Origin of the sequence: Bifidobacterium sp. A11 (genome assembly GCF_000499185.1) — a bacterium.
Taxonomy (GTDB): domain Bacteria; phylum Actinomycetota; class Actinomycetes; order Actinomycetales; family Bifidobacteriaceae; genus Bombiscardovia; species Bombiscardovia mizhiensis.
Genome location: NZ_AWUO01000001.1, coordinates 212,506 through 236,254 on the forward strand (window position 1 = coordinate 212,506; position 23,749 = coordinate 236,254).

The 23,749-nt window shown below is 57.1% G+C and carries 21 protein-coding genes; 8 read left to right on the forward strand and 13 right to left on the reverse strand.

Annotation, left to right across the window (positions count from 1 at the left end):
* Nucleotides 1–12 precede the first annotated feature (12 nt).
* The 3 genes from P273_RS0100885 to P273_RS0100895 are packed head-to-tail and all read left to right on the forward strand — an operon-like array spanning nt 13 to nt 1,750.
* On the forward strand, nt 13–765 hold the full coding sequence (locus P273_RS0100885; protein ID WP_024626638.1) for a metalloregulator ArsR/SmtB family transcription factor: 753 nt from the start codon (nt 13–15) through the stop codon (nt 763–765).
* Nucleotides 762–1,148, forward strand: a complete 387-nt coding sequence (fdxA, locus tag P273_RS0100890; RefSeq protein ID WP_024626639.1) for a ferredoxin — start codon at nt 762–764, stop codon at nt 1,146–1,148. Before P273_RS0100885 ends, fdxA begins: the two co-directional genes overlap by 4 nt.
* Nucleotides 1,145–1,750 carry a DNA-3-methyladenine glycosylase gene (locus P273_RS0100895; RefSeq protein ID WP_024626640.1) on the forward strand — a complete coding sequence of 202 codons (606 nt, stop codon included), beginning with the start codon at nt 1,145–1,147 and terminating at the stop codon, nt 1,748–1,750. The genes fdxA and P273_RS0100895 overlap by 4 nt, the downstream gene beginning before the upstream one ends.
* A 48-nt stretch (nt 1,751–1,798) precedes the next feature.
* On the opposite strand, the gene P273_RS0100900 is transcribed toward P273_RS0100895, so the two are convergent.
* From P273_RS0100900 to P273_RS0100920, 5 genes are all read right to left on the reverse strand, one after another.
* On the reverse strand, nt 1,799–3,001 hold the full coding sequence (locus P273_RS0100900) for an MFS transporter (protein ID WP_121914164.1): 1,203 nt from the start codon (nt 2,999–3,001) through the stop codon (nt 1,799–1,801).
* 100 nt (nt 3,002–3,101) lie between these two features.
* The gene (locus P273_RS0100905; protein WP_024626642.1) at nt 3,102–4,283 is read right to left on the reverse strand and encodes an SLC13 family permease; all 1,182 of its coding nucleotides are present in this window, start codon (nt 4,281–4,283) and stop codon (nt 3,102–3,104) included.
* Between the two features lie 243 nt (nt 4,284–4,526).
* On the reverse strand, nt 4,527–5,888 hold the full coding sequence (locus P273_RS0100910; protein WP_253269553.1) for an MFS transporter: 1,362 nt from the start codon (nt 5,886–5,888) through the stop codon (nt 4,527–4,529).
* Between the two features lie 92 nt (nt 5,889–5,980).
* Entirely contained in the window at nt 5,981–6,925 is a 945-nt protein-coding gene (locus tag P273_RS0100915; protein WP_024626644.1) for a nucleoside hydrolase, read from the reverse strand.
* Between the two features lie 106 nt (nt 6,926–7,031).
* Nucleotides 7,032–9,185: a DUF2075 domain-containing protein gene (locus P273_RS0100920; protein ID WP_024626645.1), complete on the reverse strand. Its 2,154-nt coding sequence runs from the start codon at nt 9,183–9,185 to the stop codon at nt 7,032–7,034.
* A gap of 67 nt (nt 9,186–9,252) precedes the next feature.
* Here P273_RS0100920 and P273_RS0100925 point away from each other — a divergent pair, with 67 nt between their 5' ends.
* Complete coding sequence (locus tag P273_RS0100925; protein ID WP_024626646.1) at nt 9,253–9,585, forward strand: nucleotide pyrophosphohydrolase; 333 nt, start codon at nt 9,253–9,255, stop codon at nt 9,583–9,585.
* A gap of 10 nt (nt 9,586–9,595) precedes the next feature.
* Here the strand turns inward: P273_RS0100925 and P273_RS0100930 are convergent, their stop codons facing one another.
* Nucleotides 9,596–10,369 carry an HAD family phosphatase gene (locus tag P273_RS0100930; RefSeq protein ID WP_024626647.1) on the reverse strand — a complete coding sequence of 258 codons (774 nt, stop codon included), beginning with the start codon at nt 10,367–10,369 and terminating at the stop codon, nt 9,596–9,598.
* 50 nt (nt 10,370–10,419) lie between these two features.
* Nucleotides 10,420–10,698, reverse strand: coding sequence for a helix-turn-helix domain-containing protein (locus P273_RS09725; RefSeq protein ID WP_081709198.1), 279 nt, complete (start codon nt 10,696–10,698; stop codon nt 10,420–10,422).
* A 234-nt stretch (nt 10,699–10,932) separates the two neighbouring features.
* Here P273_RS09725 and P273_RS0100935 point away from each other — a divergent pair, with 234 nt between their 5' ends.
* Complete coding sequence (locus tag P273_RS0100935) at nt 10,933–12,852, forward strand: CocE/NonD family hydrolase (RefSeq protein WP_024626648.1); 1,920 nt, start codon at nt 10,933–10,935, stop codon at nt 12,850–12,852.
* A 94-nt stretch (nt 12,853–12,946) separates the two neighbouring features.
* On the opposite strand, the gene dnaG is transcribed toward P273_RS0100935, so the two are convergent.
* From dnaG to P273_RS0100965, 6 genes are all read right to left on the reverse strand, one after another.
* A complete protein-coding gene (gene dnaG, locus P273_RS0100940) occupies nt 12,947–15,037 on the reverse strand; it encodes a DNA primase (RefSeq protein WP_024626649.1) in 2,091 nt (696 codons plus the stop codon).
* 57 nt (nt 15,038–15,094) lie between these two features.
* On the reverse strand, nt 15,095–16,378 hold the full coding sequence (locus tag P273_RS0100945; RefSeq protein ID WP_024626650.1) for a deoxyguanosinetriphosphate triphosphohydrolase: 1,284 nt from the start codon (nt 16,376–16,378) through the stop codon (nt 15,095–15,097).
* A gap of 18 nt (nt 16,379–16,396) precedes the next feature.
* A complete protein-coding gene (locus tag P273_RS0100950) occupies nt 16,397–16,855 on the reverse strand; it encodes an Ohr family peroxiredoxin (protein WP_024626651.1) in 459 nt (152 codons plus the stop codon).
* A gap of 70 nt (nt 16,856–16,925) precedes the next feature.
* A complete protein-coding gene (gene alr, locus P273_RS0100955) occupies nt 16,926–18,284 on the reverse strand; it encodes an alanine racemase (RefSeq protein ID WP_024626652.1) in 1,359 nt (452 codons plus the stop codon).
* Nucleotides 18,285–18,326: 42 nt separating this feature from the next.
* Nucleotides 18,327–18,962, reverse strand: a complete 636-nt coding sequence (locus P273_RS0100960; protein WP_024626653.1) for a hypothetical protein — start codon at nt 18,960–18,962, stop codon at nt 18,327–18,329.
* 146 nt (nt 18,963–19,108) lie between these two features.
* Nucleotides 19,109–20,164 carry a LacI family DNA-binding transcriptional regulator gene (locus P273_RS0100965; protein WP_051354076.1) on the reverse strand — a complete coding sequence of 352 codons (1,056 nt, stop codon included), beginning with the start codon at nt 20,162–20,164 and terminating at the stop codon, nt 19,109–19,111.
* 150 nt (nt 20,165–20,314) lie between these two features.
* Between P273_RS0100965 and P273_RS0100970 the strand changes: the two genes are divergently transcribed.
* The 3 genes from P273_RS0100970 to P273_RS0100980 all read left to right on the forward strand — a co-directional run bounded on the left by P273_RS0100970 (nt 20,315) and on the right by P273_RS0100980 (nt 23,748).
* A complete protein-coding gene (locus P273_RS0100970) occupies nt 20,315–21,598 on the forward strand; it encodes an enolase C-terminal domain-like protein (RefSeq protein WP_024626655.1) in 1,284 nt (427 codons plus the stop codon).
* A gap of 81 nt (nt 21,599–21,679) precedes the next feature.
* On the forward strand, nt 21,680–22,471 hold the full coding sequence (locus tag P273_RS0100975) for an SDR family oxidoreductase (RefSeq protein ID WP_024626656.1): 792 nt from the start codon (nt 21,680–21,682) through the stop codon (nt 22,469–22,471).
* An 8-nt stretch (nt 22,472–22,479) separates the two neighbouring features.
* Nucleotides 22,480–23,748, forward strand: a complete 1,269-nt coding sequence (locus tag P273_RS0100980) for an MFS transporter (protein ID WP_029675985.1) — start codon at nt 22,480–22,482, stop codon at nt 23,746–23,748.
* Nucleotide 23,749 lies beyond the last annotated feature (1 nt).

Sequence of the window (23,749 nt, forward strand, 5' to 3'; positions counted from 1 at the left end):
ACAATTTAATCGATGAGTCAGGAAATTCAAGTACCTAAGCAACAGGTTCGAACCTCCCACAAGCGCAGACGCGGGGAGGAGATCCGCTCTGCAATCTTGGATTACCTGCATACGGCGGCCGAAGAGACCGGTATAGGCGTAACCGCACAGCAGGTAGGAGCAGCCTTCGGCATCCATCCGACGACCGCTCGTTTCCATCTTGAACGTCTGGTCGAACAGGGCGAAGCAGTCCGTCAGAGAACAGACAGCGACGATCAATCAGCCGTGCGAGGCAGACCGGCTGTCATCTACTCCCCCACATCCATGAACCGAGCCAGGGAGGATATGATCTCCTCGCTCTGCCTGGCACTGGAAACCGCCTGTCCCGATACAAGGAGCAGGAATGAGGCCGCCTTGAAAGCGGGGCAGGCATGGGGTCGTACTCTGGCTCGGCAGGACAAGATCAATGCAGGAAAAAGCGTGTCATCGAGCATGACACAGACACTGCTGGATGCTCTGACCACCTTAGGTTTTGCACCGGTGAGAGCGCGGCCGGATTCGGCAAGTCTGTATCTGACCGCATGCCCCTTTCTGGAAAGCGTCAGCAACCATCCCATTATCTGCAAGATTCATCTAGGAATGATCCAAGGGCTGGCGGACGGCAGCAATAAGGAGGCCGGCGACAAAAAAGCCAATGTAGTGTTGAAACCCCTGTCATCGCCAAAAGGATGCTTCCTGAAAGTAGCCAAAGCAGACAGTCGATCAAAAAGGAGAGTAAAGCAATGACCTACGTGATTGCCCAGCCCTGCGTGGACGTCAAGGACAAGGCCTGCGTGGACGAATGCCCGGTGGACTGCATCTACGAGGGCCCCAGGAACCTATACATCAACCCCAACGAATGCATCGACTGCGGTGCCTGCGAGCCCGTCTGCCCTGTGGAGGCCATCTTCTACGAGGAGGATCTGCCGGAGGAATGGACCTGGTTCAAGGATGCCTCCGAAGACTTCTTCGCTCAAGTCGGTGATGCCGGCGGCGCCCAGGCCCAGGGACCCTACGATCACGACCATCCACAGGTCGCCGCCCTGCCCCACCAGGATAATTTCGTCTGTGTCCAGCCGGAATCGCGCGGCCAGCGCGCGGTCTGGGTCCGCAAGGACCAAATGGAATGAAGGCCGGTTCAAGCCAGGACGATCACCTGGTCTTCCCAGACTTTCTGGACCGCCCTGTGGAGGAAGCCGCCCGTCTGCTTTTGGGCTGCCTGATCATTCGGGACTACGAATCGGAGGGCGAACAGGCCCGAGTTCGGATCGTGGAAACCGAGGCCTACGATCAAAACGATCCGGCCAGCCATGCCTACCATGGACAATCGGCTCGCAATGCCGCCCTCTTCGGCCCCAGCGGACACATGTATGTCTACTTCACCTATGGAATGCACTACTGCCTGAACATCTCCTGCCAGCAGGACGGGTTCGGCGCCGGTGTGCTGATTCGGGCCTGCCAGCCAGTGCAGGGTCTGGACCTTCTGCGCATCCACAGGCACGGCCGTCACCCGGACCGGGATCTGACCAACGGTCCCGCCAAGCTCTGCCAGGCATTGGACATTGACAAGCGCTACTACGGCCATGACCTTAGAAAACCGCCCATCCGTCTGGCAGCTGGAGGACTGGCCCAGGACGAAACCATCACGGCAACGCCACGAATAGGCATATCCCACGCCAAGGAGACTCTGCGAAGGTTCGTCATCACAGGCAATCCCTACCTGTCTCGATAAGTGAGCGACAATGCTTCACTTTTGGCTCGCACTGTCTAAAAGAGTGGCTTATCGCTCAATGAAGCGTGACTCGACACAGCTCTGGAAGCGGACAAGCGAGAGAATGACTGCAGCCAGCAGAGCGATGATCAGCATGCCCATGAAACTGCCGGTCACCGGATCCAGGCCAAACACTGTTGAGAAAGCCTTGAAGACCCAGGTGGATGCCGTAAAACCAAGGCTGGTGGTGGCTGAAAAGACCCCCATGACCAGCGGATAGCGCTTGTGCTCAGTCAGATTGGACAGATAGTAGGGGCAGGTGGCCATATTGATGGCACTGCCCGACCCAATCAGAAATGCCGATAAACAAACCAGCGGGAACGAGCGAGTGGTCAGGAAGAGCAGGGCGCCCAGGGCCATCAAAAGGAAGGCAACCGGAATGGTCCATTGCCGGCATACCCGCTTGATGCCGTTGATGCTAAGCCCGATCACGACTGAGGAACCCGTGTTGAACATCAGGGCCACCCCGGCTGCACTGGTGCCGCCCAAACCATACTTGGCTATGTAGACCGCGAGCTTGTTGTACAGGACGGCGACCAGGAAAATGCTCAGAAACCCAATGAGAATGCAGGAAATGGTAGCCCACCAGCATTGTCCACTTTTTCGGGAGGACAGTGCCTCAGATCTTACGGCCTTTTCCGACTCCTCTTCGACGGCGCCGACCCCAGGAACCATGAAGATGACCAAGACCAGGGCGGGCAAGGCCAGAAAATAGAGCCAATAGTTGTGTAGCCACCCTCCCTTGGCCAGAAAACCGCCCAGAGCAAGAACCAACATGGAAGAGCCATCCTGAACAGCCAGGACCAATCCCATCAGCGCCGCCAACTGTTCTCCACGGAAGAACCTGGCCGACAGGCTGGGTAGAACCGTAGTGGCGATGCCCACGCCAAACCCGACAACCAAGGCAAACAAGAGCAGCTGGTTTACGCTGTCGTGCACAACAAGGGGCATCAAGCCACCCAGAGCGACACACAGACAGCTGATGCAGGCAGCGGTTCTGAAACTCATTCTGGTCAAGAGCTGACCAAACAGAAGAGCTGAAACTATGGCAGCCGAGGAGCCGATGGAAACCACCGACTCGACAGTGGAAGGATCGGCGCGAGGAAAGGATGCCTGAATGGCCGCCACGGAAGGAGAGATGATGGAGTCAAACCGCGACATGATGGCCAAGGCCATGATTCCGACCAGAACCCCAAGGTTCCGTCTGGTCAATATCCCTGTGTTCTTAGGCTTAGACGCGCACGGGTCCGGTTCCACCGTTGCTGCCTCCCTCTCAATATCAGCGGCACCATTCCTGGTTGATGGGGGTAGTCTACTCCAGCAGCAGGGCCATGCCAACCAACACGACGAGGAAGAGCAGATTAAAAGCGGTATAGATTTTCAGGTAATCGCCTTTCTTGCCCGGATACTGCTTGACCACAGCCTTGTAGGAAATCAGTGAGGCCATTGAAGCGACCAGGGTGCCGAGCCCACCTAGATTGGTGCCCAGAATGATCGGGCGCCAGGCTGTCGAAAAACCTGAGACCAGCAGGGCTGTGGGCACATTGCTGATGACCTGGCTGCACAGGACCGAGGTAATCAAAGGGTGGATATTGACCAGGCCACTGACCAGGTTGTAGAACTGGGGGATCCGTCTGGCATTGCCTATAAAGATGAAGAAAGCCACGAAGGTCAGGAGCAGTCCCCAATCCACATGCAGAAAGACCCGCCTGTCGCAGATCAGAAAAGTCACCGCCACCACCAGAACCATGGCCCACTGGGGAATCAGCTTGGCCACTCCGAGCAGGCAGACAAGAAAGAGCAGGAGGTAGACGGTGATGCGCCATCCGCTGGACTGCTGCATCTCCTTAACCTGAGGCTGTATCCCCTCCTCCCTGGGAGCTAGTATGCTGCGGCGGATCTCTTGCGCATCCATGCCCTCAAACTTGTTCAGATGCTGATTCCTGAAGACGAACCAGCAGCACAGGAAGAGCATCAGGGCTGCAGCCAGGGCATAAGGGGCCATGAGGAGGAGGAACTCCCCGACAGGCATCTCGGAGCGGGCCTTGAGGTATAAGTTATGAGCATTGCCGATGGGCGTCAGCATGCTGCCAACATTGGCACCCAGAGTCATCAGAGTGACGATCAGCAGAGCATGGTTTTCCAGGCCGGCCATGATGAGAACAGCAATGGCGAAGGGCACGAAAGTAACTAGAGCTACATCATTCGTGATGAACATGCTGGAGAAGAAAGGCAGGGAAACCAGTACCAAGGCCAGGCCCCGCACCGAGCGGACACGACTCAGCAGGCTGGCCCCAATGGTATGGAAGACCCCGATGCGCTGAAATCCACAGACCACCATCATCAGGGATCCCAGCTGGGTAAGGGTATTGACGTGGATGTAGCCAAGATACTGCCGGTCGGGAGGAATGAGGATGCAGGATACGAGAGCGATGACTGCCGCGACGACCAGGACGGTCTCGTTTTTCAGCAGTCCGATCACCCGATGTTGCATGGTCACCTCCGGCGAACGAATTCCTCACTTAGTTTACGCGCCCGCCCACGGCTTACAGTGCCTCTCCTGGCGCTATTTTCCGCCCCTAAGACCAAGGTCGGGACACTCGGCGCTACTGGTTGCTGGCCTGCCTAGTCCCGACTTTTGATCCTTGTCGGATACGCATAGAGTCGGATCCTTATAAGGCGTGGAAAGGGGTCCTGCGAATCAGTGCATTCGCGGGACCCCTGTCAGTCGGCAATATTACTTGTCATTCATTCGTTCCGGATCGGGAATCAGATAGGACAGAGCCAGGGCGATCAGCACCAGCACGCCGCCGCCGATCATAGCCGCAATATATCCAGTACGGGCTCCCCCGGACGCCGCCAAGCCGCTCATGCATGCATAGAGGACCGCATAGCTCAGGCCTGAACCCAGGTTGAAGGCTCCGGCGTTGAGCCCCGGCAGATAGCCAGTGTTGTCCGCAGGAGACAGGACCACGCCCAGACCATTGAGCATGATGTTGGCTGTCCCCGCATAGGAGACGCCCAGGATCAGAGAGAGGGTCACCAGGCTCCAGATGCTGGGGGCAAGGCAGACGTAGATGCCAAAGACCAGTCCCAGCACGCTGACCAATTGACCGACTCTCAGAACCTTGAGATAGCCGAAACGCGAGGCGAGCATCCCGGCCACTGGGCCAAAGACCAGACCGACCAGGGCATATGGGGTCAGTGTCGCGAAGGAGACGATGCTGGCCTTCAAGCCGATGCCGACCTCGCCATCCTGAGCCAGGGCCGGAACGATCCCGTTCATAATGGCGAAGACACCGACCATGGTGGTAAGAGTCGTCAGCAGTAGGCCCCAAGTGCGCCGCTGCTTGAGGTAGGTGGTGGTGACCATGGGTGCCGACGTAGTGCTTTCGACTTTCCAGAAGATCATGAAGAAAACCGCAGCTACCAGTATCTCGACGACCACCAGGATCCAGCGCGCCTGAGCCAACTTCTCGACCTCGTTGATAGCCAGGTAGGCCGCCAGGAAGGCGATGCACAGGAAGACCACGCCGGCCCAGTCCATACGGGGGCGATCATCTGCATAGCTCTCACGAGCGAAAAGGGCCACCAAGAGTACGGCAATCACCGCAATGGCCACCATGAACCAGAAGACCGAGCGGAAGCCGAAAGTACCGGCCAACCAACCGCCTAGGATGGCATCCACACCGCCGATGCCGCCGTTGACTGCCGTCAGGACAGACATGAGCCTGGCATAGCGGGCCTCATCGGTCACCTCGGCGTGCAGCATGATCAGGGTCATGGGCACGACCGGACCGGCCACCCCCTGAATGACGCGGCCAATCATCAGTACCGTCACATTGGGCGCCAGAGCGGAAATCACGCATCCCAGGGCCGTCAGGCTCAGCATGCCCAGCAGCACCTTCTTGCGACCGGCTAGATCTCCCAACCGAGGAAGGAAGAGGGAGAAGACCGCACAGGAGGTGAAGAACACCGTCTGAGTCAGGCCGATGCTGGAGCTGCTGGTATTGAGCTCGGTCCCCATGGTCGTCAGAGCCGGCGAGAGCATGGAGGCGTTGAGCTGGAAGGCGAAGACAGCAGCCATGAGGGCCGTCATCAAGGCAACGATAGAAGCGCCAGAGCCGTCAGCGGTCGTAGTAACGGGCTTGCCTGTCTTCGATGCGTCTGTGTTCGAAGTCTTCATTGATCTCATCCAATCGCGGTGATGGCCTTGACCACCAGATCCCAGAATCCCTGGAAGTCCAGCTTGACGGCCACCTGGGTGTGGCAGTCCTCGGCAGAAGGCTCCGGACCGCGTAGATCAGCCACGGTCATTCCGCAGGTCAGGTCCCCGCGCAGTTCCACATCAACCGGACAACGACGAGTGCTCACAATGGACGGGTCGATCAGATAGGCCACAGTGCAGGGATCATGCACAGGCGGATCGACGAAGTCCTGGTTGTCCTGGTAGGACTTGCGGAAGAAGTCCATCAGCCCGCTGACAAAGTGGGCCAGATCGGTGCCGATGCCTTCGATGCGCTGCTGAACCTCCGGCGTGCACAGGGCTTGATGAGTCAGATCCAACCCCACCATGGTGACCGGCCAAGGCTCATTGAAGACGATATGCGCAGCCTCAGGATCCACCTTGATATTGAATTCAGCGACGGCACTCCAGTTGCCCACATGGTAGCCACCACCCATGAGCACGACCTCACGGACACGGTCGACAATGCGGGGTTCCTTGCGAACAGCCATAGCGATGTTAGTCAGAGGTCCTGTGGGAACCAGGGTCACCGTGCCCGGCTCCTCGCGCATGATGGTCTCAATGATCCAATCGACGGCGTGGCCAGGATCCAGCGGCCGGGTAGGCTCGGGAAGCTCGACCCCGTCCAGACCGGTCTGGCCATGGATAGAGGCGGCGACCTCCTGAGGACGCACCAGGGGCCTATCACATCCAGCGTGGACCGGCACCTGGCGCGCATGAGCCTTTTCCAAGACGGCCCTGGCATTGTAGGTAACCTTGTCCAGACTTTGGTTGCCGCCAACCGTAGTCACTCCGATCAGGTCGATCCGCGGATTGCCTACTGCCAGAAGGATAGCCACCGCATCGTCATGACCTGGATCACAGTCCAGGATGATCTTGCGCGTCGTCATATACTCGCCTACACCTTTCTCATGAATATGTCCTGGGCCATATGCTTATGGCCCAGGACATGATACCCCTGATTAGCATTCAATCGATGTAAGCGAGACAGGCTGGTCAGTATCGAATGTGAGTGATCCCACCCACTGCCCAGGCCAGTCGATCCTGAAGCTCAGGATCGACTGCGAATAGTCCCAATCCATGCACCCCTCGTTTGAGCAACACATTAAACTCATGCCGAAGGTTGTCCACAGGATTCATCTCCGGCTCCGACCGCTTATTGGTCGCCAGTGTGTTGCAACTGAGCTTCGGCTCGAATTCAATCTTTCCATTCCTATAAATGACTGATGGTCCAATGATGACCCCTGCGTAGTTGAGGTCAAAACCTTGGATGGTGAAGATTGACCCCACCTCATCGATGGTGAAAGGCAACTCGGCCCAGGCAATCCGGTGATTAGCAGTAGAGTTTCCCTGCTCCTCATATAGTTCGTAATTCCATGGCATGGCGAATTCACCATCCCCGTCTTGACCCTCCTCAGCCCACACCCACTGGCCTGAATCCCCTTGGCGTAGTACAACCTGCCAGTGACGGGAGGAATTCTGTGGATCCGGGTGTTTCTTGTTACTGTAAGGCCAGTCATAGGTGGCTAGGAGTCGGCAAAGGCCCAAAGACCCCTCTCCCCTTTGCTCCTTGTCTTTATAACGAATGAACTCCCTTAAATCCTTAGGCGAATCAAAAACCTTGATCTCATAAGGGTGCTCCGAAGGGTCCGGATGCAGTAATTCAATGACACCATCCTTGGCTGTCATCCGATCCAGCCAGGCACATGTTGCAGGGTCAGCCTGAATACGCATCTGTTGATCCAAACGAACATGACTGACCTGGAAGGTATCCTCGTGCGGATGCTGACCGTCCCTTGACTTTTCGCGGATGAGCATAGGTTGCAAGAAGGTCTTGCCATGCTCAGAACCAGTCAATCCCAGAAGCCGCCTTTCCTGGGCGTCCACGAACTGGGATCCACGCAAGACCTGTTCGGGATCGAAGACCACGATGGCTACTTTTGCCCGCCGCAAAATGTCGTAGAGCTGGTTGCTTCCGGAGTAGCTCTGCGACCCTTGCGTCAGCAGCAGGTGCGCCTCGTCAATCAGCACCACATCTGCCTTGGCATCGACGCTATTCATGGGGTCAGCTGCCCTGCCTGTGGACCGGCCATTTCGATTGGTATGCTTGCTGAACCGGTTAATGAACTGGACAGCCCCAACCACGCACTGGCCGCGTTTCTTTTGCAATCCCAGTTTCAGAGCCATCTGGTTATAGACATTAGCCTGCTCGGCCTGATTGACAATGATGTAGGAACGCTGCCTGGCCTTTGACGAATGGTTATCGTCCTTGCCGTTCAAGTTTCCATAGATGCCATATCGTGCACATATTTGATAGAAGAGATGGCTGAGCAAAACGGTCTTGCCAGTCCCTGACATACCCTGAACGACAATGACCTGGGTATCAGCGTCACCATCAATCTGCACCGGGCCCGTCGACTCCGTCATCGAGTGGAAACCTTCGCCAGGGTTTTGAATAATCACCGACTCCAACACATGCAGAACTGCCTCTTCAGCCCGCCGTTGTTCGTCGGTAAGTTTGCGGAAGGGCGAGGCCTTGAACAGGGCAGAGTCCAGGATCGCCTTCTCTTCCGGGAACAGATCGGGCTCCATTTCGTGCAGAGTCTGCCAAGCCTTGGAAAAGATGCTGTCGAATTCGTCGCTGGTGTAGTACATGTCCTGAGCATTAGTTCTACGGTTCATAACCAGCTTGACCGCGTCGACGCTCTGCATATACCCCATCAACCGATTTTCCATATCCAGAGTCAAGGACTTATTGAAATGGCGATCACCGATGATGTACTGGCTGACTCTGTCCTGATGATTGCGCATGAATTGCACCAGGCGTTCCCAATCCGTCCGAGTCCGTGGATCCAGCTCAATGTGCTGTCTGGTTCGAGAACGAATGTCGTTGGTTTCCCCGACGTAAACCACATAAGGAGGTCCACCGCCATGCTTTTTGCTGCTGTCCCTTTCATCGGCAGAGACAATATATACAGTGGGATAGCGTAGGAACAGCTCCTCAAGCAGCCTCCCCTCCACCTTACTGCCCTGACTGCCAACAGCTTTCGCCTGCTTGTACTCTGCAATAGCCTTGGAAAAATCCTCATCACTGAAATCGCCATAGGGCAGCGTCATCACCACGGGCTGCGGCGCGCTTGATGAATCCATGGTTTTCACTATGCCACGAACCCACACCAATCTCATGGCAGGAGGGCCGACTGATAGGCTCGAAATCATGATCAGCAAAGAAACAGAAACAGCAGTGATGAACTTTGTGCACGAGCGCGACTGGGATCAATTCCACACGCCTGCCAACCTAGCCAAATCAATCTGCATCGAAGCTGCCGAGCTCTTGGAGTGCTATCAATGGGGGGATGATCCCAGGGACGGAGATGAAGGCCACGTGACCGACGAACTGGCAGATGTGCTCACCTATTGCATCCAGCTGGCGGATCGGCTGAATCTGAACATGGATCGGATCATCATGGACAAACTGCACAGGACGGCCGACAGGTATCCAGTGGCCACTTCGCGCGGATCCAGCCGAAAATATCGGCCCCTGCAGTAGACAGATTGATTCAGCAGGTCTGCGCAGCCGGTGACCCCGATTGTTCGAGTCGCTTGGCGATCAATGCTGACAGATCATCCAAGGTGACTCCAACATAGCTATTCATGGAAGCGAACTGGGGACCTGAAGAGGTGTCGACCGGGTTGGTGCCGGTATAGGCCACAGTGGTGGCCCCCGATGCCACAGCAGAAGTGATACCAGTCAGGGTGTCTTCGAAAGCCAAGCAAGAGACCATTTGATCAGGACTTGTGATGCCCAGCAGACCCGCCGCATGCAGATAGGGGGCGGGGTCAGGCTTTTGCGCCAGTCCGTCATCCCCACACACATAGTCGGCAAAAGCCCCGTCAGGAGCCTTGGCGACCACAGCCTGAGCCATGCGGCGTGGCGAAGTAGTGACCAGAATGGAGGGGATGCCAGCCTCAACTAGGTCTGCCAAGATGTCACGGACCCCTTCGATCCATGGCATGTGACGCTCCTCCATAGCAATCACCCCGTCAATCAGCAGATCCGGAATCTGATCCTCTGGAAGGTCAAGACCCCGCTCGCGCATCACCCTTGCTACTTTGGGCAGGGGTTTGCCGGAAACCTGCCAACCCATGTCAGTATTCCAGTCTCCTCCATGCTTGCGCGCTAGATCTACCTCCGCCTGATGCCAGTAAGGCTCTGAGTCGATCAGGGTTCCGTCCATATCCCAGAAGACAGCAAGCGGTCGGCGGTCTTCAACAGACCGGGCTTTGTCAGCCGAACCGGCACGACTTTCTCTCTTTTGATGCTCCTTGTTCATGCATTCACCCTATCGGCAGGGCTTGTCTTGAGGATGGCTCCACCCCCGCACTACTTAGCATGAAGATCTGGCCATGGAGCAGGCAATAACTCATCCAGGCTCACATTAAGCACTTGAGCAACTGCCATTATGTTGATCAAACTGGGATTGGCTGGACTCCCAGGCCGTGACTGGCCATGCTCCAACTGTTGATATGCAAACCGAGAAAGGTTGGCATTATAGGCGACGAACTCTTGGCTGTAATGTAAAGCCGTTCTTCGGCGTTGTATGTTCAAGCCTAATACCACGGCGTATTCCGCCCATCCACTCGGTACTTGAGAATGTGCCACAAGGCCAAGCTATTCATAAAAAACAGATTGTCATGCCTTACCGGTAATACTATATCAGTAAGGCATCACCTGTTTTCTGAAAGGGGTCCATTACTGTGCTCTGTCTTGCACCAAAACTGGGTCTGTCGTAGTCGTTGCTGGTTTCGGCACCCATATATCCGATGAACAAAGAGGATCATCAATGAAAGAAACAATCCTGGACGACTACGCAAACATCTTGAAAAGGATGAATCCATGAGAAAATCCAACATTATTCATAATCCGGCCATCGGTCTGGCCATTTCCCTAATTCTCTGTCTGGCGTGTGGACTTATGTCCAATCTGGCTCAAACCGATGGGGGACGCGTTACCAAGGAAACACTACAGATTGAATCGCCCTCAGGCCACCGATTAAGCATGGATATGCTCCAGCCAAAATCGGCTTCTCCTAAGCACCCGGCACCTGCCATTGTCTTTGCTCACGGAGGCAACACCAACAAGGAGAAAAGCGACGATTTCCAGATTGAGTGGGCTCGCAGAGGTTTCGTCGTGGTATCTTTCGACCTTTATGGCCATGGCGAGTCCGAAATTCTCAATGACCAGGAATGGCTTGTGAACGGACGCGGATTGTATGACACGGTGGAATACCTCACCTCTCTCCCCTTTGTCGATGCTGATCGGATAGGGGTTTCAGGGCATTCAAGAGGCGGAAACACCATCCATGAATCCATCCTGATCGACAACAAGCGCCAGCATCCACTGATCAAGACCGTGCTCTATGTCAGCCGAGACCCTGTCTATAAGGACAACGAGACGGCAGCCTTCGGGTATGTTCCCGGCAAGACGAACGTCGTCGAAGCAGCCAAGAAGAACACCAACGGTAAGTATTTCAACTACTACCGCGAGCGCACCGTAGGAGTACTCGCCGGCAAATACGACGACTACTCTTTCAAGGAAAAAGATACGTCAACTGGCAAAATTAAGCCCAACCCGCAGTACCTCAAATCAAATAACGCACGGTCCTTCCTCAACTTCGGCATCACGCCCACTGACCATACACCTGCAGGGATCAGCGGCCGGTGGTACCGCAAGCAGATCAATGGCCATCAAGCCTCACACGTCATTTATATGGAGAACGGGACGCACGGAACAGTGCTCTTCCTATCCCAACCATGCACCGATGCTGTTCAATTCATGGTTAGGGCTTTCAACATGAAAACCGACCTTGCCGACAGCAATCATATCTATCCTGTCAAAATGATCGGAGGGCTTCTTGGACTGATCGGCCTCATGCTCTTCATGGTCTATGGAACACTCTGTCTGGTCAGAACCAGCCTCTTCAAAAAGGCCGGCTCAGAGGAACCGGCACGCATGCGTCAAGCTGATGCCTATAAGGGAGGTTCAGTATGGCTTTGGGTCTGCCTGCTGTCGGCCACCGCCTTCTCAGTTGCCAGCGCCTTGACGTTGTTCGGGCTGAAAGTCGACAAGCATATCGGCAACTACTTTCGGCAAGGTATGCCCTTGTTCTACGGTGTGTGGGGCTGTCTGAATGCCATATTCATGATCGCGTTGACAATTCTGTGGTACCGCTTGTATGCGCGAAAGAGGGGGACTAAAGTCTCGGATCTTGATCTGCCCATCGGTGGAGGAAGACTTTGGCAGACAATAACGCTTGCACTGACAGTCAGTCTTCTGGCTATATTGCTGATCTTCACATGCAAGTTCCTCTTCAACTCCGATTTCCGGTTCTGGTACTGGGCCGCCAGACCATTTACCGCCGACAAGATTCCTGAGATGCTCAAGCTACTGCCCTTCTTCCTTGTAGCCTACGGAACCACATCGGTCTTCATCAATAGCCTGAATTACTCCACCTCATTCGGGAGGAACTCAACGGCCAACATAGGTCTGCTGGCATTCTTCAACATGCTGCCGGCTCTGCTTATAGCAGTGGTTGGATACGGGTATTTCTTCGTCACTGGAGTCAACGGCCTGTTCGGTAACAACACACAGATACCAGACTGGATGCTGACACCCTTGGTCCCGCTGGCTGTCATGCCTCTGGTGACCCGGGCGATCTACCGTCACACCAGAAATCCCTATCTGGGTGGCATCATTACCGCGATCATTGTTACTGTGATGACCTGCATCAACTCACAGATATCCTTCCCCGCCTAACGGGGAGACCACACCAACCCCAGGTCCTCTCCGTCCCTGTCTACAAGGAAAACTTCGACAAGGACAGGGAGGACCAACTTACATGACCACCAGTTCACTCGGTGTTGCCGAAGACCTGGTTGCGCAAGTTGTTACGCTGGGTCTCGTATTGAGTGAGTTGGCCAAGAAGATCGAACTTCTCCTGACCGTCGGGCAACTGATTCATCTGATGCTTGACCGAGGCAATCAGCCGCATGTAGGTGGCATCCAACAGCCTTGCCAACAGCTCTGAGGCATACTGACGCTCCTCCGGGCTAGGCTGCCTCAACTGAACATCCGCTTCTTTGGAGCCCTCGCCCCGGTCTTCTTTCTTATTGCCTCTCTTGGAGCCCGGTCCCGAGTCCCGCTGCTTATCCTCCTGCTTATCCAGATTCAGCGGCAGGGGCATGACGGCCAGCTCATTGATGGCCGACTCTAGCATGGGCCCGCCAGCCTTGGTCAAATTATGCATCCACAGCCCCTGGGGCGTCTTCCTGTCGGGCAGCCCTCCGGCGGCCTGCACAGCCCGATAGAGTGAGCGGAAAATCGGAACCTCGAAACTGTCTGGGCTCAGCTGGGTGAAGGCATCCGATCCGACTGCCCTAGGAATCTGGATGAGCACCCCCATGAACTGCTGCTCACAAATGAAGACAGCATCATCGATGTGATGATAGCCCTGTCGGAGGGCATCATCACGTTGTATCCTGCGACGTTGCATGGCATCATCACTGCCCTGGCCCGCACGACCCTCCGTTTCACCCGCGCCGCGGTGAGGAGTGCGGACCGCATAGGCATCCTGGTCCTTCACATGCAGCTTGCGACGAGCCCTGTTGACCTCCTGGCGCAGCAGATCCAGATCCACGCCGATTTTTCTGGCGGTCTTGCGGGTATAGGCCCCCACCAGGGAGCGATCCCTGATCTGGGCCAGAATGGGTGCTACGGCCTTAACCGCCCCCATCTGCCCGGTAGTGTACTGGGTATCAAACATGGCCACGGCGGTGTCGATGACAAAGTCATACAGCGGTCGGGCGTGCTCGACCAGGGAACGCACGGCCTCATCGCCGTAGCGGATGCGCAGATCGCAGGGGTCCAGATTCTCCCGGGCCACCGCCACGAAGGTCTGCGTCAGAAAGCTCCCGTCAAGGCCAAAGGCATGCAGAGCGGCCTTCTGCCCGGCAGCATCACCGTCGAAGGTGAAAACCACCCGGGAGCCCTGGACCGGCCCCACCAGCTGAATGGCACCAAGGGCATCGTCGGAGATGAGCCGGCGGACGATCTTGGCATGGTCTTCACCGAAGGCAGTACCGCAGGTGGCTACAGCTGTGTCGACACCGGCAAGGTGGCAGGCCATGACATCGGTATAGCCCTCCACGATAACCACCTGTCGCTTTTTGACGATGGCGTCCTTGGCCAGATCAATGCCGTAGAGCACCTGGTTCTTGCGGTAAAGCTGGGTGTCCGGCGTGTTGATGTACTTGGCGTTGATGCCGTCATCCTCGTAGAGCTTGCGAGCGCCGAAACCCAGGGTGCGGCCCGTGGAATCCCTGATAGGCCAGGTGACCCTGCCCCGGAAGTAGTCATAGACCCCCCGCTGCCCTTTTCTGGCCAGCCCTGCATCCAGCATCTCCTGCTGGGTGAAACCCTTGGTGGACAGATGGCGCACCAGGTTGTCCCATCCGCGTGGGGCGTATCCGCAGCCGAAATGCGCGCTGTCTGCCTGGGAGAAGGTTCTGCCCGCCAAGAGCTTGCGCGCCGCCAGCGCCTCCTTGCTCATAATCTGCGAAACGAAGAAACGCTGGGCCTCCTCGTTGGCCTCCAGCAGCCGGGAACGTTTGGACCCGCGACGCTTGTCCTGACGGGAGTTTTCGTAATGCAGCTCAATCTGGTACTTGTCTGCCAGAATCTCGACGGCATCGCCGAACTCGACGTTCTCCTCCTGCTCCACGTAGGTAAAGACATCGCCGCCCAGGCCGCAGCCGAAGCAGTGCCAGACCCCCATGGAGGGACGCACCGAAAAAGAAGGAGACTTCTCGTCGTGGAAGGGGCATAAGCCCATGTATGTGCCGGAACCGGAAGGCTTCAGAGTCACGCTTTCAGAGACGATCTCATACAGATCGGCCTTGGCTCTGACCTTCTCGATGTCTTCCTTCTTGATCATTCCGGACATGACACCCAGCCTACCGGCCCAGGCCGATGTGTTGCGCCCGGCATAAATACCGCAGGCCTAGGGGCAGACCAGGGAATGCAGGGCCAACGCCGAGCCGTCGGTAAGAGAGGCCACCTGGTCGATGGCCACCCGCAATCGCTCCCCGTCCGAACCTGCCTGGCGCCAATCCTCCAGGAAGACATCCTCCAAGGCATCAGAAGGTGCAGGCGAGTCGGCCATCATCACCTCAACCAGATCGGTCACAATCTTCAACTGCTCCTCGTGGAAGGGTTCCTTCTCCCGTGGCGCCATGACGAAGTAGACAGCAATCCCCTTCAATGCCACAATCTCATAGGAGGTTCTGGGAGGAATGACCAGTCCCGCCGAGTACCTGGTCAAGGGGCCTTGGCCGTGACGGCTTCGCGTGGCCGCCTCCACGGAGTCGGCAAAGCGACCGATCAGGTAGCTGGTGGTGTTCTTCAACGTAGCCAGGGCCCGGCGTGAACCGTCAAAGCCCGTCGGCAGCATGCTACGGACGGCCTCCAAGGCTTGGACCAGCTGGTCGGCATCCCATCGGTCGCCATACCAGGATCGGGCGGCCCGGACCACACCATCAATAATCCTGGGCTCAGCCAGCCGCTCAGGCGCGAAGGACCCGACCACGATGGCATCCTCCACATCGTGGACGCTGTAGGCGATGTCATCAGCCAAGTCCATGACCTGGCACTCCATAGGCGTGCTGGCCGGCGGCGCCCCCTGCTTAAGCCAATGGAAGACCTCTTGGTCGTCAGGATAGACGCAGAACTTGGCGGTCCTCTCCCCCTTGGGATGGGCCGAGGCCTCGGCCAGGGTCCAAGGATATTTGACCGCAGCATCCAGAGCGGCCCTGGTCAGATTGACTCCTGCTGAACGTCCATCCGGATGGAAGACCTTGGGCTCCAGCCTGGTCAGCAGTCGAAGGGTCTGTGCATTGCCCTCGAATCCCCCAATATCCGAGGCCAGCGAAGACAGGGCGCGTTCGCCGTTGTGGCCGAAGGGCGGATGACCCAGGTCATGGGCCAAGCAGGCACAGTCCACTACGTCGGGATCGCAGCCCAGCATGGTGCCAATCTGCCGGCCGATCTGGGCCACCTCCAAGGTGTGGGTCAGCCGTGTACGGGCAAAATCGTCAGTGCCGGCGACCAGAATCTGTGTCTTAGCCCCCAACCGACGCAAGGCTGAAGAATGGACCAGACGTGCCCTATCGCGTTCAAAGGCGGTCCTGCTGCTGGTCTTTGGGGGCTCTGGCGCCCACCGTTCCTGATCCTGGGCGGAGTAGCCCTCGGCCAGCAGGCGGGATCCGCCCTCCTCGTCAGTGCCCATCAGGCGCGCCCGCTCCGTTCAGTCCAGATTATCCACGACCACCACTTCAGTGGGCACATTGCCCGCCGTTGCCTTTGAATAGGGGCAGAGCTCCTGAGTGCGTTCCACCAGACGGGTGGCCAGATCACGATCAACTCCGGGCAGGCAGACCTCAATCAGCGCCTTGATGCCGAAGGACTCGCCCTGGTCACCAAGGGAGATATGAGTGCGCACCTTGCTCTGGGCCAGCTTGGTGGCTGGCACACGCAACTCCTTGCCGGCCAGTCCCATGGCTCCCTGGAAGCAGGCGCCCCAGCCGATGGCGAAAAGCTGCTCGGGGTTGGTACCCTGGCCCTTGCCCCCCATGGCCTTGGGTGTGTCCAGATCCAGGGAGAGATCGGGCTCATGGCTGTCCGCATGGCCCTCGCGGCCACCGGTAATGTCAGCTACGGCTGTGTATGAGATGTTGCTTGGTTCATTTCCTGTGTATGTAGTCATAACCTCATCTCACCACTTATATTGCCCCTTGACAAGGCCTCAAGCCTAGGTTCTACCTGTGATAGTGGTCTCAAAGGATGGATTCAGGGGCAATCAGGTGCAGATCGTCGGGGCCGACTACCTCACGTACGCCCAGATAGAGCCGTGGAATCCGATTACTCAGACAAGTGAAAATCTCATAGCTAATGGTGTCAGCGGCACGGGCCCAATCATCAGCGGTTGGCTCGGCCTGATCCTCCCCCCGACCTGGCCCGAAAAGAACAACGGTATCGCCTTCGCTAACTCCCAAGTCGGAAGCCATGCCTTTGAGATCAAGAACGCACTGGTCCATGCAGACCCTGCCAGCGACGCGAACCAACTTGGGTCCTTGGCAAGTCATCAGACGGACGGGGCCACCCAGGCGCTCTCGGCCCATGGCGCCCTGGCGGTCGAAGCCTGAGGCAGACCGGTGAATCCCGTCGCCGTATCCCAGGGGCATGATGGCCGTGCTGGTGGGCTTCTCAGTCAGATAGGTGCGACCATAGGAGATGCCGTGACCGGCCGGCATATCCTTGACAGTGCCCAGCTGGGCCTGAAGGGTCATTGCTGGACGCAGACCATAATCGGCCGAAACCCCCATGGAGGGATCAGGCTCGTATCCGTACAGGCCGATGCCCGGACGGGTCAGGTCATAACGTATCCCGGGACGGGTGAGCGTTGCGGCAGTGTTGGCCAGATGCCGGATTTCAGGTTTCATGCCAGCGGCCGTCATCCTGTCAGAGAATTCCTCAAAGAGGGCGATTTGCTCGTCAGTGGACGACATAAACTCCTCCACGCCAGGCATGTCGGCCACTGCTAGATGGCTGAAAAGCCCGACGGGCTCCAACAGCCCCTTGGCAGCCAGGCGGGAGAGCTCGCGCAGGGCATCCCCGAAGGTTTCGGGAGTAAAGCCGTTGCGCCCGAAGCCGGTGTCCACCTTGATATGGACGCGTGCAGGCCTGCCGACCTGATCTGCCGCCTGCGCCGCCATGTCCATGGTCTTTAGGGAACCGACGCCCAGGTCGATGTCAGCCTGGATCAATTGATCAAAGGGGGCGCGATCCCCATTGAACATCCAGGACAGAATCCGGCAGCGGTCGGAACCGATACCCGCCCGACGCAGGCGCAAGGCCTCGCTGGCCTGGGCCGTGCCGAGCCAGGTGGCCCCGCCGGACAAGGCCGCCAGGGCGGCAGGAATGAGCCCGTGTCCGTAGGCATCGGCCTTGACCACACCCATGACCGCAGCACCAGGATTCGTGGAATGAACCAGATTCACCAGAGTGGCCATATTGGCCTTCAAGGTCCGCAAGTCCACGATAATCTGCCCAGGGTAGGCCCGAAGAGCTTGCTCGTAATGCCGCTGGCCCTCGGGCCCGGAGAACCGCCATGCCGGTGCTGCACTCAATGTCATGGCTCCATTGTGCGACGGCGCTGCGACGGTCGGCCTCCGCCCTCAGACGGCGACCAAGCGCTTGGCAGCCCTTTCACGCTCCGCCATGTCAAGGGGGCGGTCGTGCCGCTGATAGGCCACCCGCACGTTCTCGATCTCCTTGTTCTCAGGCATGATGATGTTGCCGCAGCGCGTGAAGCCATGAGTCTCCAGGATGTGCTGCATGGCGTAGTTCTTCAATCCCGTGTCGGCGCGAATGTTCTCGTACCTGCGCATGCTCCAGTCAAGCAGGTCCCCGGCCGCGTGACGCCCCAGTCCCGAGGCAGCCACCCGATGAATGGTGGTATAGGGCCGGTCGTCCAGCCAGCTGCCATCGATGACCCGATAATCGGGTTCCGGGTCATGGAAGAGAGCGAAAACGCCGATGATGCGCTCGTGGCTGCCCTTGTGCTCGTCCAACTCAGGTTCAGGGTAGGCGGGATCCTCGGGAATTTGATCCATACTAGCTGCATCGTCAACCAAGAGCATAGTGTGGCCCCCGGCGATGTCCTCGCGGATGCGTTCAGGCAGGGGGTACTTGTCCCCCCACTGGCGCGGGTTGCCGGTCTCGGCCATCCGCTTTCTGGCGTAGGCGTAGACAGGCATGATCGCCTCAAAGTCGTCCATGGTGGCATGACGGATCCAACGTGCAGTTTCCATCGTGTAGCTGCTCACTGTGGCTACCTCTTTCTCGACCGGTGCGGCAGGGACGAAACCCGCCCCCGCGATTGCCGAAGTACGAGTGTATCCATCAGCAGGCAGTCACGAAGTGAGTACGCATTGAGCGAATCGGGGAATAGTTTGGGCTATTCTGCGCTCTCCTGAACCCGGCCTTCCGAGCGCAGACGACGGGCACGGGTCAGGTTGACCACGCTATGCCGACTGACCAGACGGGTTGGCATGACCACATGCCGCTGGAACTCCTTACCCTGGCGCGCATCGAGGATCATTCCCACCGCCATCCTGGCCATCAGATCAAATGGCTGGTCCACCGTGGTAAGGGCAGGCATCAGATAAGAGGACGGATAGACGTTGTCGAATCCGACCACGGACAGATCCTGCCCGGGCTCCAGCCCACGTTCGCGAGCCGCCCTATAGATATTGACAGCTGTCAAGTCGTTGCAGGCCAGAATCGCAGTCGGACGCTGATCGCGGTCCAGCAGATCGCAGGCGGCTTGGTATCCCCTGTCAGGCAAATAGTCCCCCTGCTGAACCATGCTCGACGGCAGGCTGGCACCAATGGCTGCTAATGCTGCCCGGTATCCAGCCAGTCTGGCTTGCGCGGATTGCACATTCGCCGGTCCGGCGATAACGCCAATGCTCCGGTGCCCAGCATCAAGAAGGCATTTGGCCGCTTGGTATCCTCCAGTCCAATTGTCTAGCGTTATGCTCATATCCTCGTCGCTGACCAAATCCACCGGATCGACCGCCACCAGGGGAATGCCTCTTGCTTTGAGCACATTCTTGCCCTCCTGGTCTATGGAGGACATCTGGGTGATCACCCCCAGCGGGTTACGATCAATGATCCCCCTCAGACATTCCTCAGCACGTCGCTGGTGATCAGTCTGTGTCACCGTCAAAGCCAGACCGGCATCCAAGGCCCATTTCGAGGCATAACGTATCATCTCGATGGTGCCATTGTTGGCAATATAATCCACAACCAGCTCAATTGTCTGAGCAATTTTCGTGCTGACAAGCGGATGCGCATAGCCCTCGTCTGCCAAAGCTTTTTCGACCCTTCGACGGGTTTTTGCCGCCACGCCCGGTCGACCGTTGATCACCTTGGAGACGGTCGAAGCAGAGATGCCGAGCTGCTCGGCTATGGCGCCAACGTGGGGATTGCCTGGTTCCTGTCTGGCCATGTGCGTCCTTTCCATTACCCACCAATCGTAACCAACGAAGCACCAAAAGCATCCATGTCGGATTTAGAATTTTTACATCTCTAATTTTCAAATTTCTATTTCTACGCCTATACTGAGGTATACGTTCACAAGATTGGCAAAGGAGCCACGATGAGTACTATCACTGCGGTGAAAACGTATGACTTTCGTTTTCCCACTTCTCTGACCCTGTCAGGGTCGGATGCCATGAACAAGGACCCCGACTATTCAGCCGCCTATGTGGAAATACACACCTCGGCTGACGACGGCATCAAAGGTTGTGGCCTGGTCTTCACCATCGGACGAGGCAACGATGTTGTTTGCAGAGCTATAGATTCCATAGGAGAGACTCTGCGTGGCCTGGAGGTTGAACGTCTGCTGGACAGCATGGGCCTGGCCTGGGACCTATTGGTCCATGACTCACAGCTGCGCTGGTTGGGGCCCGAAAAGGGAGTCGAACACATGGCCATTGGCGCACTGCTGAGCGCCCTGTGGGACATGAAAGCCAAAAGGGAGAGAAAACCTTTGTGGTTGCTGCTGGCTGAAATGGATCCTGAGGATCTTGTCAGCACATTGGACTTTAGATACCTATCCGATGCTCTGCGCCCCGAGGAAGCCATAGATATCCTCAAGGATGGGCAATCCGGCAAAAAGGAGCGCATCGAGGACATTCGCCAGCACGGATACCCCGGTTATTCGACAGCACCAGGCTGGCTTGGCTACAGCGACGAAAAGATGGTGGAGATCGCCAAACGAGAGACTCAGGAAAAGGGCTTTAAGCAAATCAAGCTCAAGGTAGGCCAGAACCTCGATGATGACATACGCCGTCTGGGACTGGCCAGGGATGCCATCGGCCCTGACGTCCGCCTGGCCGTCGACGCCAATCAGGTCTGGGATGTCCCTCAAGCCATTGATTGGATCAACCACTTCCATGACTTCGACCTGGCATGGGTCGAAGAGCCTACCAGCCCCGACGACATCATCGGCCACGCAACCATTGCCAGAGCCATTAATCCCATACCCGTGGCAACCGGAGAACAGATGCAGAACCGCATCATGTTCAAGCAGTTCCTGCAGGCTAACGCCTTCGGCATCATGCAGATCGACGCCACCAGAGTGGCGGGCCCCCAGGAGATAGTTCTGGAATACCTGCTGGCTCGCAAGTTCCACAAGACAGTCTGCCCCCACGCCGGCGGGGTCGGATTGTGCGAGATGGTCTGCCACTTCGCCATGTTCGACTACGCAGCCGTCTCCTGCACCACAGAGGGCCGAATGATCGAGTACGTAGACAACCAGCACGAATATTTCGTGAACCCCGTGCATATCAGCCAAGGCATGTATCAGGCACCGACCGCTCCCGGCAATGGAGCCGAAATGACCGTGGAAACCGCACAGCGCTACCTGCACCAGGAGTGAGAGCGGCCCACCTCAATCAAAATCCGGTCCAATCACTGGACCTCTAACAAATCATCCATCCATATAGACAAAGGAGTTCTCATGGATCTGCATCTCAAGAACAAGGTATTCATCATCACCGGCGGCTTCAAGGGCATCGGCAGGGGCATCACTCTACAACTGGCCCAGGAGGGTGCCATAACCGCAGTCATCGACCGTGACGAGTCAGCCAGGGACCAGTTCTGCAAAGACATCGAGGCCTATACCGATACCTACCGGACCTTCATTTTGGATCTGAACGACACCGACGGCATAGCACCCATTGTGGAACAGGTACACAAGGAATTCGGCCATATCGATGGCATAGTCAACAACGCTGGAGTTAACGACAACAAGGCTTTGGAAACTACTGACTGGCGGGAGTTCGAGCGTTCCGTACACGGCAATCTCACCCACTACTACGAACTCATGCACGCCTCTTGTGCTTACCTCAAGGAAAGCCACGGATCAGTCATCAACATCACCTCCAAAACCGCTGTGACCGGTCAGGGCAAGACCAGCGCCTATGCAGCAGCCAAGGGCGGGGTTCTGGGCCTGACCAGAGAATGGGCTGCGGCCTTGGTCCATGATGACGTACGTGTGAATGCCATCGTGGTCTCGGAATGCTGGACTCCGCTCTATGCTGACTGGATCAAGACCTTTGGCGATGAAGAGGCCCAGCAGGCACGCCTGTCGGTCATCACAGACAAGATTCCTCTGGAGCATCGCATGACCACACCCGAAGAAATCGGAAATACCGCCACCTTCCTGCTCTCTGATCGCGCATCACACACCACCGGCCAATGGGTGTTCGTCGATGGCGGATACGTCCACCTGGACCGGGCACTGAATTGAGCTCTGACATGGAAAATACAAATACGCGAAACAAGGGCGGGTCCAAGGCAACCGTCGCCATAACCCTGGTCATCGGACTCTTCTTCATTTGGGGATTGACCATGAACCTGGTCAACGCCCTCAACAGCCCATTCAGCAACTACATGGAGCTGAACAGCACCCAGGCATCACTGCTGCAGGTGGCCTACTACGGAGCCTACTTCGTCATGGCCATCCCAGCCGGAATCATCTCCAAGCGCTTCGGTTACAAGGGTGGGGTCATCTCCGGACTGATACTGTTCGCGGTTGGAGCATTCATCGTGGTGCCGGCCACAAATATGGCCAGCTACGGACTCTTCCTATTCGCCATGTTCGTGGTAGCGCTGGGAGCATCATCTCTGGAGACCAACTGCAACCCCTACGTCACTAAGCTGGGCGATGAAAAAGGCGAATCCTTCAGACTCAATCTGGCACAGAGCTTCAACGGTGTCGGCAACGTAGTGGGGCCTCTGATTTTGGGCAGAGTCCTATCCAAAACCCTGACCCCAAAAGAGCCAGGCTTTGAGCAAGCCAAGGTCAAGTTCCTGTCTGATACCAGGATGATCTATATCGTCATCGGCATCGTTCTACTGCTGGTGTTGGCTGTCTTCATCGTCTTCAAACTGCCAACACCACCTGGCGATGACGAGCAGGAAGGGAAAACTGGTAACGGCTCCGGCACCTCAAGCCTGCTGAAACGCCCTTACTTCGTACTGGGCGTGATAGCCGAGTTCATCTTTATCGGCTTGCAGGTGGCGGGCATGGCCATGTTCTCCGCTTATGCTCTCAAACACTGGGGCGCTGGCATCACCGCCGGTCTGGCTGCCACACTGTTGGCATTGCTGTCGCTGCTGTTCACCCTTGGCCGGTTCCTGACCACTCCGTTGATGACCAAATTCGATGCCGGTAAGATACTGGGCGTCTACATGTGCATCACAGCCGTGCTGATGCTTCTGGTATTCCTGGGTCTGGGACGATTCTCGGTCATATGCTTCCTGGTTGCCTATCTGTTCATATCGATCGGCTACCCCACGATCTTCTCGCTGACGCTCAAAGGCATCAGGGGCAACGACGCCAAGACCGGCTCTTCAGCGCTGGTTATGAGCATCGTCGGAGCGGCCCTGATCCCACTGCTGCTTGGTGCCATCCAGGATGCCATGGGCATCGAAATCGCCATGCTGGTGACCGTACCCGGATTCCTCTACATCGCCTGGTATGCCTTCCGCGGGTGCCGCATAGGTCTTAAGCAGGGGGCCTGAC

Bases quoted from the DNA above. Each gene is read 5' to 3' on its own strand.
- P273_RS0100885 (WP_024626638.1), top strand. From the start codon at position 13: ATGAGTCAGGAAATTCAAGTACCTAAGCAACAGGTTCGAACCTCCCAC.
- fdxA (WP_024626639.1), top strand. From the start codon at position 762: ATGACCTACGTGATTGCCCAGCCCTGCGTGGACGTCAAGGACAAGGCC.
- P273_RS0100895 (WP_024626640.1), top strand. From the start codon at position 1,145: ATGAAGGCCGGTTCAAGCCAGGACGATCACCTGGTCTTCCCAGACTTT.
- P273_RS0100905 (WP_024626642.1), bottom strand. From the start codon at position 4,283: ATGCAACATCGGGTGATCGGACTGCTGAAAAACGAGACCGTCCTGGTC.
- P273_RS0100910 (WP_253269553.1), bottom strand. From the start codon at position 5,888: ATGACGGCCCTCATGGCTGCTGTCTTCGCCTTCCAGCTCAACGCCTCC.
- P273_RS0100915 (WP_024626644.1), bottom strand. From the start codon at position 6,925: ATGACGACGCGCAAGATCATCCTGGACTGTGATCCAGGTCATGACGAT.
- P273_RS0100920 (WP_024626645.1), bottom strand. From the start codon at position 9,185: ATGGATTCATCAAGCGCGCCGCAGCCCGTGGTGATGACGCTGCCCTAT.
- P273_RS0100925 (WP_024626646.1), top strand. From the start codon at position 9,253: ATGATCAGCAAAGAAACAGAAACAGCAGTGATGAACTTTGTGCACGAG.
- P273_RS0100930 (WP_024626647.1), bottom strand. From the start codon at position 10,369: ATGAACAAGGAGCATCAAAAGAGAGAAAGTCGTGCCGGTTCGGCTGAC.
- P273_RS0100935 (WP_024626648.1), top strand. From the start codon at position 10,933: ATGAGAAAATCCAACATTATTCATAATCCGGCCATCGGTCTGGCCATT.
- dnaG (WP_024626649.1), bottom strand. From the start codon at position 15,037: ATGTCCGGAATGATCAAGAAGGAAGACATCGAGAAGGTCAGAGCCAAG.
- P273_RS0100945 (WP_024626650.1), bottom strand. From the start codon at position 16,378: ATGGGCACTGACGAGGAGGGCGGATCCCGCCTGCTGGCCGAGGGCTAC.
- P273_RS0100950 (WP_024626651.1), bottom strand. From the start codon at position 16,855: ATGACTACATACACAGGAAATGAACCAAGCAACATCTCATACACAGCC.
- alr (WP_024626652.1), bottom strand. From the start codon at position 18,284: ATGACATTGAGTGCAGCACCGGCATGGCGGTTCTCCGGGCCCGAGGGC.
- P273_RS0100960 (WP_024626653.1), bottom strand. From the start codon at position 18,962: ATGGAAACTGCACGTTGGATCCGTCATGCCACCATGGACGACTTTGAG.
- P273_RS0100965 (WP_051354076.1), bottom strand. From the start codon at position 20,164: ATGGCCAGACAGGAACCAGGCAATCCCCACGTTGGCGCCATAGCCGAG.
- P273_RS0100970 (WP_024626655.1), top strand. From the start codon at position 20,315: ATGAGTACTATCACTGCGGTGAAAACGTATGACTTTCGTTTTCCCACT.
- P273_RS0100975 (WP_024626656.1), top strand. From the start codon at position 21,680: ATGGATCTGCATCTCAAGAACAAGGTATTCATCATCACCGGCGGCTTC.
- P273_RS0100980 (WP_029675985.1), top strand. From the start codon at position 22,480: ATGGAAAATACAAATACGCGAAACAAGGGCGGGTCCAAGGCAACCGTC.